At 71.6% G+C, this 16,435-nt stretch carries 12 protein-coding genes; 2 read left to right on the top strand and 10 right to left on the bottom strand.

Annotated features, from left to right (window positions below):
* Window positions 1–218: 218 nt before the first annotated feature.
* From ACIRL2_RS03380 to argC, 10 genes are all read right to left on the bottom strand, one after another.
* Window positions 219–1,049 carry an SDR family NAD(P)-dependent oxidoreductase gene (locus tag ACIRL2_RS03380; RefSeq protein WP_402229856.1) on the bottom strand — a complete coding sequence of 277 codons (831 nt, stop codon included), beginning with the start codon at window positions 1,047–1,049 and terminating at the stop codon, window positions 219–221.
* On the bottom strand, window positions 1,046–2,842 hold the full coding sequence (locus ACIRL2_RS03375; RefSeq protein WP_402229853.1) for a wax ester/triacylglycerol synthase family O-acyltransferase: 1,797 nt from the start codon (window positions 2,840–2,842) through the stop codon (window positions 1,046–1,048). Before ACIRL2_RS03375 ends, ACIRL2_RS03380 begins: the two co-directional genes overlap by 4 nt.
* On the bottom strand, window positions 2,839–4,077 hold the full coding sequence (locus ACIRL2_RS03370) for an alpha/beta hydrolase family protein (RefSeq protein WP_402229852.1): 1,239 nt from the start codon (window positions 4,075–4,077) through the stop codon (window positions 2,839–2,841). The genes ACIRL2_RS03375 and ACIRL2_RS03370 overlap by 4 nt, the downstream gene beginning before the upstream one ends.
* A gap of 245 nt (window positions 4,078–4,322) precedes the next feature.
* The gene (argH, locus tag ACIRL2_RS03365; RefSeq protein WP_395872126.1) at window positions 4,323–5,744 is read right to left on the bottom strand and encodes an argininosuccinate lyase; all 1,422 of its coding nucleotides are present in this window, start codon (window positions 5,742–5,744) and stop codon (window positions 4,323–4,325) included.
* The gene (locus ACIRL2_RS03360; RefSeq protein ID WP_395872124.1) at window positions 5,741–6,940 is read right to left on the bottom strand and encodes an argininosuccinate synthase; all 1,200 of its coding nucleotides are present in this window, start codon (window positions 6,938–6,940) and stop codon (window positions 5,741–5,743) included. Before ACIRL2_RS03360 ends, argH begins: the two co-directional genes overlap by 4 nt.
* Window positions 6,941–7,080: 140 nt before the next feature.
* Window positions 7,081–7,629, bottom strand: a complete 549-nt coding sequence (locus tag ACIRL2_RS03355) for an arginine repressor (RefSeq protein WP_395872122.1) — start codon at window positions 7,627–7,629, stop codon at window positions 7,081–7,083.
* A gap of 45 nt (window positions 7,630–7,674) precedes the next feature.
* Entirely contained in the window at window positions 7,675–8,874 is a 1,200-nt protein-coding gene (locus tag ACIRL2_RS03350; RefSeq protein ID WP_395872304.1) for an acetylornithine transaminase, read from the bottom strand.
* 5 nt (window positions 8,875–8,879) lie between these two features.
* Window positions 8,880–9,839 carry an acetylglutamate kinase gene (gene argB / locus ACIRL2_RS03345; protein WP_395872120.1) on the bottom strand — a complete coding sequence of 320 codons (960 nt, stop codon included), beginning with the start codon at window positions 9,837–9,839 and terminating at the stop codon, window positions 8,880–8,882.
* A gap of 32 nt (window positions 9,840–9,871) precedes the next feature.
* Complete coding sequence (gene argJ, locus ACIRL2_RS03340) at window positions 9,872–11,026, bottom strand: bifunctional glutamate N-acetyltransferase/amino-acid acetyltransferase ArgJ (RefSeq protein WP_395872118.1); 1,155 nt, start codon at window positions 11,024–11,026, stop codon at window positions 9,872–9,874.
* Window positions 11,023–12,051 carry an N-acetyl-gamma-glutamyl-phosphate reductase gene (argC, locus tag ACIRL2_RS03335; RefSeq protein WP_395872116.1) on the bottom strand — a complete coding sequence of 343 codons (1,029 nt, stop codon included), beginning with the start codon at window positions 12,049–12,051 and terminating at the stop codon, window positions 11,023–11,025. Before argC ends, argJ begins: the two co-directional genes overlap by 4 nt.
* 256 nt (window positions 12,052–12,307) lie before the next feature.
* Here argC and ACIRL2_RS03330 point away from each other — a divergent pair, with 256 nt between their 5' ends.
* A complete protein-coding gene (locus tag ACIRL2_RS03330; RefSeq protein ID WP_395872114.1) occupies window positions 12,308–14,194 on the top strand; it encodes a hypothetical protein in 1,887 nt (628 codons plus the stop codon).
* Window positions 14,195–14,273: 79 nt separating this feature from the next.
* Window positions 14,274–16,139: a hypothetical protein gene (locus ACIRL2_RS03325; RefSeq protein ID WP_402229846.1), complete on the top strand. Its 1,866-nt coding sequence runs from the start codon at window positions 14,274–14,276 to the stop codon at window positions 16,137–16,139.
* Window positions 16,140–16,435 lie beyond the last annotated feature (296 nt).

Here is a 16,435-nt window from a genome sequence, read left to right as displayed (position 1 = left end):
ATCACCGTGCGGATGTGTGTGCCGCAGCGTCATGTCACAGTGCCTCCGCGAAGGGGGAGGGTTGTCCCCTTCTCGAACACTCGCCTGGACCCTGCATTCGTCACTGTTCCACACGGCTTTTCCCGGACTTCTACCCGGCCCTCACCTACGCGCAATCCGCCGTTCAGGCAACCGCTTCGGGAAAGTCCGCCCGTTCGGGCGATCGGGGATCGGCCCCGCTACAGGCCGGTGACCCGGCGCACGACTCCCTCCTTGATCGCCCGCACCGTCGAGAACGGCTCGGTGACCCGGTGCACGAGCAGGGTCAGGTGCGCGTCGGCGCCCACCACGTACCGCGACCTGGGCGATGTGGTGGTGGCGGCCTCGACGATCGTGGCGGCCACCGTCCCCGGCTCGCTCCACAGCGGCTTCATGATCGAGAAGCCCAGGTCCATGCGCCGGAAGGCGGTCGCGAACGGGCCGCCCCGGTGCCGCTCGACGGCCTCGGCCATCGTGTCGGTGACGCCGCTGCGGAAGCCGCCGGGCGAGACCACCACGACGTCGACCCCGGCGCCGGCCACCTCCACCCGCAGCGCGTCGGAGACCGCCTCCATCGCGTGTTTCCCGGCCTGGTACCAGCCCAGCAGCGGATAGCTGATCTGCCCGGCGAGCGAGGAGACCTGCACCACCCGGCCCCAGCCGCGCTCGCGCATGTGCGGGATGGCCAGACGGGCCAACCGCATCGGGCCGAACAGCGCGGTCTCCATCTGGTGCCGGGCGTCCTCTTCCGACACGTCGAGCACCGGCGCGAACGAGGTGCCACCCGCGTTGTTGACCAGGATGTCCGGGCGCACGTCCTCGATCACGTCCTTGCCGGCGGCCGCGTCGGTGATGTCCAGGAGCACGGTGCGCACCTCGACCCCGGCCCCGGCCGCCGCCTCGGCGACCGCCTGCGCCTTCGCCGCGGAGCGCACCGTGCCGACCGTGCGTACGCCCGCCTCGGCCAGCGCCAGCACCGTGGCCAGTCCCAATCCCGAGTTGGCGCCGGTGACCAGTGCCGTTCTGCTCACGCGCGACCCGCCTCGACGCCGGCGGTACGCGACTTCGCCGGTTCGCGGCGCGCCGCGGTCTTGCCGGCGGGCTTGGCCGCCGCGCTCATGCTCGCGCCCTTGCCGCCGCTCTTGCCCGCGCCCGCACCGGACTTGCGGGCCGGCTGGCCGCGCCTGGGCCCGGGCACCTTGATCGCGGCCGCGACCTCCGGCACGGATTCCCCTTTCCCCGAACCGACTTCGCCCGGCACGGGCATCGCGCGAGCCGGGGGCGTCGAGCCCGCCTCGGCCGCCTCGCTCACCATCTCGATCCCCTCGGCCGCCTCCGCCGACACCGACTCCGGCCGCGGCTCCCGCCGCGACTCCGGCTGCGGCTCCCGCTCCGGGTCGGCGGGCACATCGTGCACCACCGGCGCCGGCGCGACCTCGTCGGCGGCCTTCAGCAGCAGGTTGAGCTGCTCGACGATGCTGTCGGCCAACGCGAACGGATCCGGCAGCGCCTCCTTGTCCGCCAGCACGCCGATGTCGATCTGGTCGTGGTAGCTCATGCCACCGATGAACAATCCGAAGCCGTCGGCGATGATGCCCATCGAATGGAATGCCTCCACCTTCTGACCGTGGGCGTACAGGGGCACGCGCGGACCGGGCACGTTCGACACGGTGGCGTTGCACAACGCGGGCAGTACGGACGCCAGTCGCGCGTCGCGGTAGAGGCCGCCGAGCAGACCGAGCACGGCCGGCGGCGGCGCCTCGGCGAGCCCGGTGAGCAACTCGCCGCCCATCGCGCTCTGTACGGCCTTGGCCGCGTTGGAGTTCTCGTGGATGCACAACAGCCGCTCGGCGGGCTCGGCGACGTCGGTGGCCAATCCCACGAGCATCCCGCTGATCATGTTGCCGCCCGCGCGCTCACCGCCTCGCGTGGCGTCCACGGGCACCGTGGCGACCAACTCCCGCTCGGGCAACTCCCCCAGGCCGTCCAGCTGTTCGCGCAGCGCGCCGGCCACGATCGCGAGCACCACGTCGTTGACCTTGACCCCGAACGCGTTCTTGACCAGCTTGACGTCGGACAGCGACACGGTGCAGAAGCCGTACGAACGCCGATTGCCGATCGGATCGTTGTAGCGGGTGCGCGGCACATTCAGCGGCAGCGCCTGTCCCAGTCGCCCGGTCAGCGCGGCCTGCACGACGCCCTGCCCCAGCCGCCCGAGTTGCCGGCCCACCCGGGCCGGCGTCCCGGCCAGCGAGAGCGCGCTCTCGCGCACCGCCTCCCATCCCTGCGGCGGTTCGACCACCTCGCCCGGCGCGAACGCCGGGACGCCCTCGGCCTCGGCCGAGGCGTTGGGGTCCGCGTCGAAGAAGATCTCCTGCATGGCGGCACCGGAACGGCCGTCGATGCACGCGTGGTGCACCTTCCACAGGTGCGCGACCCGCCCGTTCTCCAGGCCGTCGACGATCCACCAGTCCCACAGCGGCCGGTCCCGGGGCAACCGGTGCCGGTAGATCTCCTCGGCCATGGCGGTGAGTTCGCGCCGACCGCCCGGGGCCTCGAGGGTGGCCCGGTGCAGATGGTTCTCGAGCTCGAAGTCGGGGTCCTCGACCCAGTGCGGCCGGGCCAGCCCCCACGGGCCCTGAACCAGTTTGCGACCGAGCAGCGGCAACCGGGGCAGCCGTGCGGCCAGCGTGCGCTTGAAGGCGTCGCGATCGACGCGACCCCCGGTGTCGGAGGCGTCGACGATGGTCAGGCAGACCACGTGCGCCGGCCACTCCCGCGACTCCAGGGCCAGGAAAGCCGAATCCAGACCGGAGAGCTTCACCAGGTGTTCCTCCTCCCGATGCCCGACGAGGTCAGGGCATCCTCGATGAAGCGGCGCGCCTCCCGGTTCCACATGGCTCCGATGTGCGAGCCGCGGTACCAGCAGACGGATGGTTCCTCCCAGTGCTTCCAGAGCCGATACGCCTGCTGCGGCGTGGCCATGCGATCGGCCAGGCCGGCATAGACGAAGCGGCGGTCCAACGGCACCCGGGGCGTCACCGCCAGCGGCGAGACCACGCGGTGCACCATCTCGGCCTCGTCGCCGAGCAGGCCCGCCGCGCGCACCTCGCGCTTGATGTCCTCGGGTGCGTGGTGCGACATCACCCACGCCATGTCGACCGAGGGGACGCCGACGATGACGCAGTCCAGGTCCTCCAGACCCGCGAGCAGGGCGGCCACGTACGCGCCCAGCGAGAGCCCGTGCACCGCGATCGGGGTGTCCCCCTGCCGGCGGATCCAGTCCAGGCAGCGGCGCACGTCCCACACGGCCTGTCCCAGACCGTGCACGTTGCCGAGGTAGTCGAACGAGATGAACGGCGTGTCCTGGGCGCGCGCGCTCTTGCGCGGCCCGTGCATCGGCAACACCGGGTGGATCACGTTGACGCCCAGTTCGCGGTGCAGCCGCTGGGAGCGGAACGCGGCCAGGTCGCCCGGGCGCCCCATGCCGAAACCGTGCAGGTTCACCAGCCACGGCCGCGGCTTGCCCGGGTGGCGCAGCACGTACGCCCACACCCGCTGATTCGCGCCGGCCGCCTGCCAGCGGGTGGCGCCCGGAACGCCGGCCCAGGGCACGTACTCGCTGTCGAAGGCCAGTTGTTCGTACCCGATGGTGCCGTAGAGCCTGCCCCGCACCACCGGATCGACCAGCTCCGGCGGCTCGGGATGGAACAGGGTCGGGTCGTCCAGATAGGTCTCGGCGCGGAACTTGTGCACGGCGTCGGCGATCTCCTCGCGGATGCGCGAGGCGTCCCCGGGATCCGGCGACAGGCGCCCGTTCGCCAGCAGCGCGACCACCAGCTCGTCCAGGAAGGCCGCGGAGACCAGTCCCGGCGTGGGAAAGACGGTCGGCATGTCGGGATAGCGGCGGCGCTCGGCGCGCAACGAGCGGACGTACGAGCGCAGCCCGAACCCCACGGACCTGGGCACGCTGAGCAGCAGCCCGCCGATCGGCAGATCCGAGAGCATGGAGACGGACTTCTCACCCTCGGAACGTATTCGGCGCAGGTGATCGAGCATGTGTTCCCTCCCCTCGATCACGGCCGACCCTAGTACCAGACGCACGGAGCGAACACGGTGAATCGCTTTTGGTAACGGCGAATTCACATATGGGACTGGAACCTCGACTTCCGCTCACACACGCGCAACCGACCCGAAACCGGACCCGGCGCGGCGCGGCGCCCGGACACGCCGAAGGCCCGCATCCTCCCCCCGGGGGATGCGGGCCCATCGTCTCAGCTGAATCCGTGCGGCGTGCGGTGTTGTTACGTGCCGGCCCACTTGCGTTGGCCGGCCAAGTCCGCCCGAACGTCCGCGAGTTGCTCGGCGACCCGGACCGGAGCGGTACCGCCGCGGCCGTCCCGCGAGGCCACCGAACCCTGCACGGTCAGCACCGCGCGCACGTCCGGGGTCAACTCCGGCGAGATCTCCGCGAGTTGATCATCCGTCAGGTCCCACAGCTCAAGCCCGCGCGGCTCGCAGTACTTCACGCAGGCCCCGGCCACCTCGTGCGCGACCCGGAACGGCGTGCCCTCGCGGACCAGCCACTCGGCGATGTCGGTCGCCAGCGAGAATCCGGCCGGCGCCAACTCCTCGAGCCGCTCGCGGTGGAAGGTGAGCGTGGCGATCATGCCGGTGAACGCCGGGAGCAGCACCTCGAGCGTGTCGCACGAGTCGAAGACCGGCTCCTTGTCCTCCTGGAGGTCGCGGTTGTAGGCCAGCGGCAGCGCCTTCAGGGTCGCCATCAACCCGGTCAGGTTGCCGATCAACCGACCCGACTTGCCGCGCGCGAGCTCGGCGATGTCCGGGTTCTTCTTCTGCGGCATGATCGAGGACCCAGTGGAGAAGGCGTCGTCCAGCGTCACGAAGGAGAACTCCTTCGTGTTCCAGATGATGATCTCCTCGGCCAGCCGGGACAGGTTCACCCCCAGCATCGCGGTGACGAAGGCGAACTCGGCCGCGAAGTCGCGCGAGGCGGTGCCGTCGATCGAGTTCGCCGCCGACGCGGAGAACCCGAGGTCGCGGGCCACCGACTCGGGGCTGAGCCCGAGCGAGGAGCCCGCCAGCGCGCCGGATCCGTACGCCGACACGTCCGCGCGCCGGTCCCAGTCGCGCAGCCGGTCCGCGTCCCGGGCGAACGCCTGCACATGCGCGAGCAGATGGTGCGCGAGCAGCACCGGCTGGGCGTGCTGGAGGTGGGTACGGCCCGGCATGACCACGTCCGGGTGCGCGGCGGCCTGCTCGACCAGCGCCTCCTGGAGGTCGGCCAGCAGCCGACCCAGGATCCGCGCGTGGTCACGCAGGTACATCCGGCCCAGGGTCGCGATCTGGTCGTTGCGCGAGCGGCCCGCGCGCAGCTTGCCGCCCAGGTCGGGGCCGAGGATCTCGAGCAGGCCGCGCTCCAGCGCGGTGTGCACGTCCTCGTCCGCGATGGTGGCGACCAGGTCACCGGACTCGACGTTCTCGGCCAGCGTGTCCAGGCCGGCCAGCATGCGGATCAGCTCGTCGTCGGTGAGCAGCCCGGCCGCGTGCAGCACCCGGGCGTGCGCCCGGGAGCCGGCGATGTCGTACGGCGCGAGCCGCCAGTCGAAGTGCACGCTGGCGGAGAGCAGGGCGAGGGCCTCGGAGGGGCCGCCGGAGAAGCGGCCGCCCCACAGGCTCACCCGATCGGGATTGTTGTTGGTCACGACTGATCGTTGTCCCGTCGTGCGGCGATCTTGCTGGACAGACCGAACAGCTCGATGAAGCCCTTGGCCTGCGACTGGTCGAACGTGTCGCCGGTGTCGTAGGTGGCCAGGTTGAAGTCGTAGAGCGACTGGTCGCTGCGCCGACCGGTGACCACGGCCCGACCGCCGTGCAGGGTCATCCGGATGTCGCCGGATACGTGCCGGTTGGCCTCGGCGATGAAGCCGTCCAAGGCCCGCTTGAGCGGGGAGAACCACAGGCCGTCGTAGACCAGCTCGGCCCAGCGCTGCTCGACGGTCCGCTTGTAGCGGGCCAGTTCGCGCTCGACGGTGACGTTCTCCAGCTCCTGGTGCGCGGTGATCAGCGCGATCGCGCCCGGGGCCTCGTAGACCTCGCGGCTCTTGATGCCCACGAGCCGGTCCTCGACCATGTCGATCCGGCCGACGCCCTGGGTGCCGGCCCGCCGGTTCAGCTCCTCGATCGCCTGGAGCACGGTGACCGCGCGGCCGTCGATGGCGACCGGCACGCCGCGCTCGAAGGTGATCACGACCTCGTCCGCGTCCCGCGGGTCGGCCGGGTTCTGGGTGTACTCGTACACGTCCTCGATCGGCGCGTTCCAGATGTCCTCCAGGAAGCCGGTCTCCACGGCCCGCCCGAAGACGTTCTGGTCGATCGAGTACGGCGACTTCTTGGTGGTGGCGATCGGCAGGTTCTTCGCCTCGGCGAACGCGATCGCCTTGTCCCGGGTCATCGCGTAGTCGCGGACCGGGGCGATGCACTTCAGCTCGGGCGCGAGCGAGGCGATGCCGACCTCGAAGCGGACCTGGTCGTTGCCCTTGCCGGTGCAGCCGTGCGCGACCGTGGTGGCGCCGTGCTTCCTCGCGGCGGCGACCAGGTGCTTGACGATCACCGGGCGCGAGAGCGAGGAGACCAGCGGGTAGCGGTCCATGTAGAGGGCGTTGGCCTGGATCGCGGGCAGGCAGTAGCCCTCGGCGAACTCGTCGCGGGCGTCCGCGACCTCGGCCTCGACCGCGCCGCAGGCCAGCGCCCGCTTGCGGATGATGTCCAGGTCCTCGCCGTTCTGGCCGACGTCGACGGCCACCGCGATGACCTCGGCGCCGGTCTCCTCGGCGATCCACTGGATACACACGGAGGTATCGAGACCTCCGGAGTAGGCGAGTACGACGCGCTCGGTCACGAGCGTTCTCCTTGAAAAGAGTGGTTCGGCAGATGTGGTGCGGTGTTGCCGGAGCCGAGCGCTCTAGCAGGGTGCGGAACTGTCCAGCAGGATGCGGAAGTGTGTGTGGTCCGGGCCCCGGGGCCTCCCCGGGCCCGGGCCTAGGACTTGTTCTCGGCGAGTGCCAGGAGGTGGGCGGCCAGGGCCGCGCCGCCCTCGGGGTCCCGCGAGACCATGAGGATGGTGTCGTCGCCGGCGATGGTGCCCAGGATCAGCCGGGACTCGGCGTGGTCCATGGCCGAGGCCAGGAACTGGGCCGCCCCGGGCGGTGTGCGCACCACCACGAGGTTGCCCGAGGCCTCCGCCGACACCAGCAGTTCACCGGCCAGGCGCGAGAGCCGTCCCTCGACCGCGGACTCCTCGAGCGGCGCCCGGGGGGTGCGGTCGCCGCCCTCCGCCGGTACGGCGTAGATGAGCGATCCCTCCCCGTCGCGGATCTTGACCGCGCCCAGCTCGTCCAGGTCCCGGGAGAGCGTGGCCTGGGTGACCGCGAGGCCGTCCTCGGCGAGCAGCCGGGCGAGTTGGTTCTGCGACCGGACCCGGTGCCGGGTCAGGATGTCGACGATCCGCCGGTGACGGGCGATCCGGGTGCTGGGCACCGCGTACCCACCCTCGACCGGGGTCGCGTCACTGCTCTGCTCGCTGCTCATCGGACGACCTCGCCTAGCCTGCGACTCGTCGTCGTCGGATGTTCGTCACGGTGTTCCTCCGGCGGGTGCGGCGGCGAGGCCGGCATCCAGGATTGCGGGCAGGGCTCCGAGCAGCGCGTCCACGTCCGCGTCGTCGACGACGAGCGGCGGGGCGAGCCTGACCCGGGTGGGCACGGCGGCGTTGACGAGGAAACCCGCGTCCTGCGCCGCCTTTTGTACGGCAGGGGCCACCGGTGCGGTGAGCACGATACCGATCAACAGGCCCGCTCCGCTGACCTGATCGACCAGCGGATGGGCGATCTTTTCGATGCCCGCCCGAAGCTGCTCGCCCAGCCGCGCCGAGCGCGCGCACAGGCCCTCGTTCTCGATGGTCTCCAGGACCGCGAGCGCCGCGGCGCAGCACACCGGGTTGCCGCCGAACGTGGTGCCGTGCTGGCCCGGCCGGAACAGCTCGGCGGCCTCGCCGAAGGCCACGCACGCGCCGATCGGCAGCCCGCCGCCCAGGCCCTTGGCCAGCGTGACCACGTCCGGCTCGATGCCCAACGGCTGGTGCGCGAACCACGCGCCGGTGCGGGCTATGCCGGTCTGGATCTCGTCCAGGATCAGCAGCGCGCCGTGCGCGGCGGTGATCTCCCGGGCCGCGAGCAGGTAGCCCTCGCCGGGCATGACCACGCCGTTCTCGCCCTGGATCGGCTCCAGGATCACCGCGGCCGTCTGCGGGCCGACCGCGGCCCGCAGTGCCTCGACGTCGCCGTAGGGCACGAAGTCGACACCGCCGGGCAGCGGCGCGAACGGCTCGCGCTTGGCGGGCTGGCCGGTCAGTGCGAGCGCGCCCATGGTGCGGCCGTGGAAGCCGCCCTCGGCCGCGATGATCTGCGGCCGGCCGGTGCGCCTGGCCAGCTTGAACGCCGCCTCGTTGGCCTCGGCGCCCGAGTTGCCGAAGTAGACCCGGCCGGGGCGGCCGAACAGGGCCAGCAGCCGCTCGGCGAGCGCGACCGGCGGCTCGGCGATGTAGAGGTTGGACACGTGGCCCAGCCGGCCCAGTTGCGCGGTGACCGCGGCGGTGATCGCCGGATGCGCGTGGCCGAGCGAGTTGACCGCGATGCCGCCGAGGAAGTCGACGTAGGTGTTGCCGGCGCTGTCCACGACACGGGCCCCGGATCCGCCGACCAGCTCGACCGCGGGCGTGCCGTAGTTGTTCATCAGCGACTGGTTCCACCGCCGCGTCAGTGCACCGCTCTCGATGTCGGTCACGCCGCCCCCTCCGTCCGGTCCTGGCCCTGTCCGGCGAGCACGCCGGGCTTTTCCCGGGCCGGGACCACCATGGTCCCGATGCCCTCGTCGGTGAACACTTCCAACAGCAGCGAGTGCGCGACCCGCCCGTCCAGGACGTGTGCGGCGGGCACGCCGGCCTGCACGGCCCGCAGGCACGCCTCCATCTTGGGCAGCATGCCGGTGGACAGCGTCGGCAGCAGCGCCGCCAACTCCTCGGCGTCCAGGCTCGATATCACCTCGTCGCTGGTGGGCCAGTTTGCGTACAGCCCCTCGACGTCGGTGAGCACGACCAGCTTCTCCGCGCCCAGCGCCACCGCGAGCGCCGAGGCCGCGGTGTCCGCGTTGACGTTGTAGACGTGTCCGTCGGTGCCGCGCGCGATCGAGGAGATCACCGGGATCCGGTTGTCCTGGAGCAGGGCGTTGATCGCGCCGGGGTCGACCTCGACGATGTCGCCGACCAGGCCGATGTCGACCGGCTCGCCGTCCACGATCGCGTGCCGCTTGACGGCGGTCATCGTGTGCGCGTCCTCGCCGGTCATCCCGACCGCGAACGGGCCGTGCCCGTTGATCAGGCCCACGATCTCGCGCTGCACCTGGCCGGCGAGCACCATCCGCACCACGTCCATCGCCTCGGGCGTGGTCACCCGCAGGCCGCCCGCGAACGAGGACTCGATGCCGAGCCGGTCGAGCTGCGCGCTGATCTGCGGGCCGCCGCCGTGCACGACGACCGGGCGCAGCCCGGCGAAGCGCAGGAACACCAGGTCCTGGGCGAACGCCTGCTTCAGCGCGTCGTCCACCATGGCGTTGCCGCCGAACTTGATCACCACGGTCTTGCCGTAGAAGCGCTCCAACCACGGCAACGCCTCGATCAGCGTGTGTGCCTTGGCCAGTGCCGCGTTATTGCGCCCCTGTTTGCCGGCCGATTCCGTCCGCATCCCGCTCCCCCTCGTCTGGCTGTCCGTACCGGTCATGACGAGTAGGCCGAGTTCTCGTGGACGTAGTCGGCCGTGAGGTCGTTGGTCCATACGGTCACGGCGGCGTCGCCCGCGTTCAGGTCGGCCACGATGTGCGTCTCGCGCGGGCTCATGTCGACCAGTTCGCGGTCCTCGCCCACGAAGCCGTCCCGGCACACCCACACCCCGTTGAACGCGACGTCGAGCCGGTCGGGGTCGAAGGTGGCGGCGGTGGTGCCGATCGCGGCCAACACCCGGCCCCAGTTGGCGTCCTCGCCGTGCACCGCGCACTTGAAGAGGTTGTTCCGGGCGATCGAGCGGGCCACCTCGAGCGCGTCGGCCTCGGTCGCGGCGCCGGTGACGTCGATCCGGATGTCCTTGCTCGCGCCCTCGGCGTCGCCGATCAGCTGTCGGGCCAGGTCGCCGCAGACCGTGCGCACCGCCTCGGCGAACGCGGCGGGGTCGGGCTCGACCCCGCTGGCGCCGGAGGCCATCAGCAGCACGGTGTCGTTGGTGGACATGCAGCCGTCGGAGTCGATCCGGTCGAACGTGGTGTGCGTGGCGCCGCGCAGCACCGCGTCCGCCGTCTCGGCGTCGACGGCCGCGTCGGTGGTGAGCACGACGAGCATCGTGGCCAGCCCCGGGGCGAGCATGCCCGCGCCCTTGGCCATCCCGCCGACCGTCCACCCGGCGGGGTCGGTGACCACGGACTGCTTGTGCACGCTGTCCGTGGTCTTGATCGCGATCGCCGCGTCCTCGCCGCCGGTCGCGCTCAGCGCCGCGGCGGCCTTGTCCACGCCCGGCAGCAGCTTGTCCATCGGCAGTTGCAGGCCGATCAGGCCGGTGGAGGCCACCACGATCTCGCCCGCGTTGAGCCCGAGCAGCTCGGCCACGCGCTCTGCGGTGGCGTGCGTGTTGCGAAAGCCCTCGGCGCCGGTGCACGCGTTGGCGCCGCCGGAGTTGAGCACGACCGCCTGCACCTGGCCGGCCTTGACCACCTGCTCCGACCACACCACCGGTGCGGCCTTGACCCGGTTCGAGGTGAACACGGCGGCGCCCGCGATCGAGGGGCCGTCGTTGACCACGAGTGCCACGTCGGGCAGGCCCGTGGTCTTGAGGCCCGCGGCCACGCCCGAGGCCCGGAAGCCCTTTGCTGCGGTGACGCTCACGGCGCTACTCCCGTCTTGCTCAGTCCCAGGTCCTCGGCCAGGCCGAGGGCGATGTTGGTGCTCTGGATGGCGCCGCCGGCGGTGCCCTTGGCGAGATTGTCGATCGCGCCGACCACGACCACCCGGCCGGCCCGCTCGTCGACGGCGACCTGCAACACGGCGGTGTTCGCTCCGTAGACCATCGCGGTCGCGGGCCACTGCCCCTCGGCCAGCAGATGTACGAAGGGCTCGTCGGCGTAGGCCGCGGCGTACGCGGCGCGCACCGCCTCGGCGCTCACCCCGGGCTTCAGCCGGGCGGTGCAGGTGGCCAGGATGCCGCGCGACATGGGCACCAGGGTCGGCGTGAAGGACACCGTGACGTCCGCGTCGGTGACCGCGCGCAGGCCCTGGACGATCTCCGGGGTGTGCCGGTGCACGCCGCCGACGCCGTACGCGCTCGCGGAGCCCATCACCTCGCTGCCCAGCAGGTGCGTCTTGGGCGCCTTGCCCGCGCCCGAGGTGCCGGAGGCGGCCACCACGACCCAGTCGGGTTCGACCAGCCCGGCGGCCTGCGCGGGCACCGTGCACAGCAGCGACACGGTCGGGTAGCAGCCGGGCACCGCGATCCGCCGGGTGTTCGCCAGCGCCGCCCGGCCGCCCGGCAGCTCGGGCAGTCCGTACGGCCATGTCCCGGCATGGGAGGATCCGTAGAATTGCTCCCAGTCCGTCGCCTCCCGCAGGCGGTAGTCCGCGCCGCAGTCCACCACGAGCACGTCCGCGCCCAGTTGCGCGGCCAGCGCGCCGGACTGTCCGTGCGGCAGGGCCAGGAAAACCACATCGTGACCGGCGAGGTTGTCCGCGGTGGTCTCGGCGAGCACGCGGTCGGCCAGCGGCAACAGGTGAGGCTGCAGCTCGCCCAGGCGTCGGCCCGCGTTGGACCCCGCCGTGAGCGTGCCGATCTCGATCTCCGGATGTGCGAGCAGCAGGCGCAGGATTTCCCCGCCCGCGTATCCGCTCGCTCCGGCCAGTGCCGCCTTGGCCCCCATTACCGCCTCCTTGTGAGGAGCATGACTATACGTATCAATGAATCTCTATGCAAGTACGTTGGGTGACCGCCCGTCCGGGGCCCGCTCCGGGCAACCATGCCGCGCCCGCCCTCCACCCCAATAGGGCGCAGGGCCGGTGCGTTAGGATCAGCCGACTTCGGATACGCGCCCCCCAGCGGGCAGTCGACCGCCGGCGGGACGGCAGCGACACGCAGCAGACGGCGGGCGCCCCCGCCCAGGAAACGAACGAGACCACGTGACCCCTCCCCCCGGCACCTCCGGGCCCGCCGGCGCCTCGCGCGCCGCGGGCACGGACCTACAGTCCCCGACCGGTGAACCGCCGCCGGAGCCCGAATCGGGCACCGCGGACACGCCCGACGGCCCCACGGGCCGGACCTCGGCCGATCGTCGGACCGGCCGCGTCCCACTGCCGGACCTGCTCGCGCTGGGGCTGCCGACACTGGTGTTCGCGATCATGGGCTGGCACCAGCGGTGGATCACCGACGACGGCCTGATCTTCACCCGCGCGGTCCGCGAGATCCTGGCCGGCAACGGCCCCGTCTACAGCGCCGGCGAACGGGTCGAGACCTCCACCAGCACGCTGTGGCAATGGCTGCTCGCGCTCCTCGGCGGGATCACCCCCTTCGACTACGCGCCCACCGCCGTCTACACCGGCCTGATCCTGGCCGTCGCCGGACTGTGGCTGTCCCTGGACGGCACCCGCCGGCTCTTCCGCGGCATGGCCGTCACCCGCCTGCTGCTGCCCGCCGGCGTACTGGTCTTCATCGCCATCCCCTCCGTGTGGGACTTCGCCACCGCCGGCATGGAGACCGGACTGATCCTGTTCTGGATCGGCCTGTCCTGGTGGCTGCTGATCGGCACCTGGCTGCGCCCGGTCGGCACCCATACCACCCGCCGCACGCTCGCGCTCTCCCTCTGGTTCGGCCTGGGCCCCCTGGTCCGCCCGGACCTGGGCCTGACCATGATCGTCCTGCTCACCGCCCAGTTCCTGCTCGTTCGGGCCCGCTGGCCCAAGGCGTTGGCGATGCTGGCCTGCGCCGGCTTCCTGCCCGCCGCGTACGAGATCTTCCGCCTGGGCTACTACGGCCTGATCTTCCCGATGCCCGCGCTCACCAAGGAGGCGTCGGGATCCCTGTGGGGCCGGGGTTGGGACTACCTGACCGACTACATGCGGCCGTACCACCTGTGGATCCCGATGATCCTGATCCTGGTCGCGGTCGCGGTCGCGCTCACCCGCCGCCGCCCCGCCGACCGGCGCACCTGGATCGTGATCGCCACCCCGCTGGTCGCGGCGCTCGGCCAGACCGTCTACGTGCTCAAGGTCGGCGGCGACTTCATGCACGGCCGGATGTGGCTGCCGGTGCTGCTGCTCGTCCTGCTCCCGCTCCTGCTCGCCCCACTGGACCGCCTGCTGACCCCGGTCGTCGTGCTGCTCGCGGTGTGGGCCGTGGTCTGCGGCACCACCCTGCGCTCGGGCGTGATCACCACACCCGCCCCCAGCGGCGACGGCAACCAGGTCTGGAACGAACGCGACACCTACGCGGCCTGGACCCGGACCGACAACCCCACCACCGAGGCAGCGCACATCCGCACGCTGCCGACCATCGAAGAGGCCTTCCGTAACGAAAAGGCCGGTGGCGAACGTTTGTTGTTCGTGGACCCGAACTACATGAAGATCCCGCCGCTGCCGCTGCGCCGCGACCTGCCCTACGACAAGGGCCTGGTCATCGGCCGGCTCGGCGTGGGCGGCTCGATCACCCCGCTCGGCGGCATCGTGGTCGACGTGTGGGGCCTGTCCAACACGGTCGGCGCGCACATCACCGAGACCCGGCACGTCGCCGCGGGCCACAAGAAGCTGCTGCCGTTCGCCTGGAACGTCGCACTGTACGTCGACCCCTCGGGCGACGCGCTGGTCCCGGAGACGGCGGCGCCCGCCGCGGAGATCCGGGCCGCCCGGGCCGCGCTGCGCTGTGGCGACCTCAAGGAACTGGTCGAATCGGTCACCGAACCGATGTCCGCGTCGCGCTTCTGGAAGAACCTGACCGGCGCCGCCGACCGGACCAACCTGCGGATCCCGGCCAACCCGATCCTGGCGGAGAAGAAATTCTGCTCGCCCTCCTGAGCCCGCCATCGGCCCGGCAGGCGATCATCAGTGGTTATGGTGTGGTCGGCCGGCCCGCCCCGACTGGAGTCAACGAACCATGAGCCTCGTGAGTGTGCTGTCCGGGCGCTCGCGCTCCGGGCGACCGGCCGATCCGCCCGTGGACGGCCCGCGGCCCCGCGGCGTCGCCCGCTGGAACACCGCGATGGTGCTGGCTCCCGCACTGATCGTGCTGATCATGGGATGGCACCGCCGCTGGATCAGCGACGACGGCCTGATCTTCACCCGCACGGTCCGCCAGATCCTGGCCGGCCACGGCCCCGTGTTCAACGTGGGCGAACGCGCCGAGGCGTCGACGAGCACGCTGTGGCAGTGGATCCTGGTCCTGGCCTCGTGGACCACCCAGACGGACGTAGGCCGGCTCGCGGTCTATCTGGGCCTGCTGTGCACCACCGCCGGCTACGCGCTCGCCCTGCACGCCACCCGCCGGCTGTACACCCGCACCGACGACACCCCCTGGCTGGTGCCGTTCGGCGTGCTCGCGCTGCTCGCGCTGCCGCCGGTGTGGGACTTCGCCACCTCCGGCCTGGAGACCGGCCTGACCACGCTGTGGACGGCCGGCTGCTGGTGGCTGCTGGTCCGGCTGCCGCACGACCCGCGCGCCCGGGTCGATTACGCCCTGGCCTTCCTGGCCGGCCTCGGGCCGATGGTGCGCCCCGACCTGGCCATCGCCGGGCTCGGCTTCCTGATCGCGCTCGCCGTCGTCCGCCGCCCCCGGGTGCTGCGGGTCCTGGCCCTGCTCGGCACCGCGTTCACCCTGCCGCTGCTGTACGAGATCTTCCGGATGGGCTACTACGGCGTCGTACTGCCGCTGCCCGCCGTCACCAAGGAGGCCTCCGCGGCCGACTGGTCCCGGGGCTGGGACTACGTCCACGACCTGGCCGACCCGTACCACCTGTGGATCCCGGCCGTCGTGCTGGCGGCCGTCGTGCTCGGCCGACTCGCGCCGCGCCTGAGCGACCCCGCGGGCCTGCCCGGGCGCCTGCGCACGATCGACCGCGCCGCCTGGAACCGGTTCACCGTCTTCGCGGTGCCGGTCCTGTGCGGCCTGGCGATGCTGCTGTACGTGGTGCGCGTCGGCGGCGACTTCATGCACGCCCGGATGTTGCTGCCCGGACTGTTCATGCTGCTCCTGCCGATCCTGATGGTCCCCGCGAACCGACTCGCGGTACCCGCCGCCACGGTGCTCGTCGGCTGGGCCCTGATCTGCGCGATCACCTTCCGGGTGCCCTACGACGGCATCGGCCCGCGCGGCGTCGCCGACGAACGCGCCTTCTACGTCGGCGCGCTCAACGTCGCCAACCCGGTCACCGCGTACTCCTACGTGGCCAACTACCCACGCTTCCCCTCCGCCGCGAACGCCGCCCGCGCCGACCACACACACGTGATCGTCTACCCCTGGTACGACGGCTTCTACGTCACCGCGCTCAACCCGAACCTGCCCGCCCCGGTCGCCACGGTGTGGGCCAACCTGGGCATGAACGGCGCCAACACCCCGCTCGACGGCGTCTCGGTGGACATCCTGGGCCTGGCGTATCCGCTCGCCGCCCACGTCGAACTCACCACCCGGGGCCGCCCCGGACACGAGAAGCAAATCGACATCGCCTGGGTCTTCGCCCAATACGCCTCACCCGACGCCGTTCTGCCCCCGGGTATCGACCCGATCCGGGTCAAGGCCGCCCGCTACGCCCTGACCTGCGGCGACGCCAACCGGGGCAAGCTCAAGGAGCTCCAGGACTCGGTCCACGAACCGATGTCCTGGAGCCGCTTCAAAAAGAACTTCACCGGCGCCTTCGACCGCACCTCGTTCCGCTTCCCCAACAACCCGATCACCGCCGCCAAGGAAATCTGCGGCATAGACGTCCTCGCCAAGGACGTCCTCCCCAAAGAAAAACCCGACCGCTGACCAACCCAGCCCATCGGACGCTTGAGCACCCCCACCGCCCGCACCCGAAAATCCCGACCGCCCGGCCCGACCCCACCAAACTCAGCCCGCCCGGCGCTTGAGAACACTCACCGCAGGCACCCACAAACCGCAACCGCCCCACCCCGGGCACACCAACCCAGCCCGTCCGGCGCTTGAGGACACTCACCGCAGGCGCCTGCCAACCGCAACCGCCCCACCCCGGGCACACCAACCCAGCCCGTCCGGCGCTTGAGGACGCTCGCCGCAGGCGCCTGCCAACCGCAACCGCCCCACCC

It is taken from the genome of Embleya sp. NPDC127516 (assembly GCF_044765325.1).
Lineage (GTDB): Bacteria > Actinomycetota > Actinomycetes > Streptomycetales > Streptomycetaceae > Embleya.
Note: the sequence above shows the minus strand (reverse complement) of the source record. Positions and strands in the feature narration are given on the sequence as shown.

What these genes read in the sequence shown, in the direction of transcription:
- ACIRL2_RS03370 (WP_402229852.1), bottom strand. Translation starts at nt 4,077, where the DNA reads ATGCTCGATCACCTGCGCCGAATACGTTCCGAGGGTGAGAAGTCCGTC.
- ACIRL2_RS03355 (WP_395872122.1), bottom strand. Translation starts at nt 7,629, where the DNA reads ATGAGCAGCGAGCAGAGCAGTGACGCGACCCCGGTCGAGGGTGGGTAC.
- argB (WP_395872120.1), bottom strand. Translation starts at nt 9,839, where the DNA reads ATGCGGACGGAATCGGCCGGCAAACAGGGGCGCAATAACGCGGCACTG.
- argC (WP_395872116.1), bottom strand. Translation starts at nt 12,051, where the DNA reads ATGGGGGCCAAGGCGGCACTGGCCGGAGCGAGCGGATACGCGGGCGGG.
- ACIRL2_RS03325 (WP_402229846.1), top strand. Translation starts at nt 14,274, where the DNA reads ATGAGCCTCGTGAGTGTGCTGTCCGGGCGCTCGCGCTCCGGGCGACCG.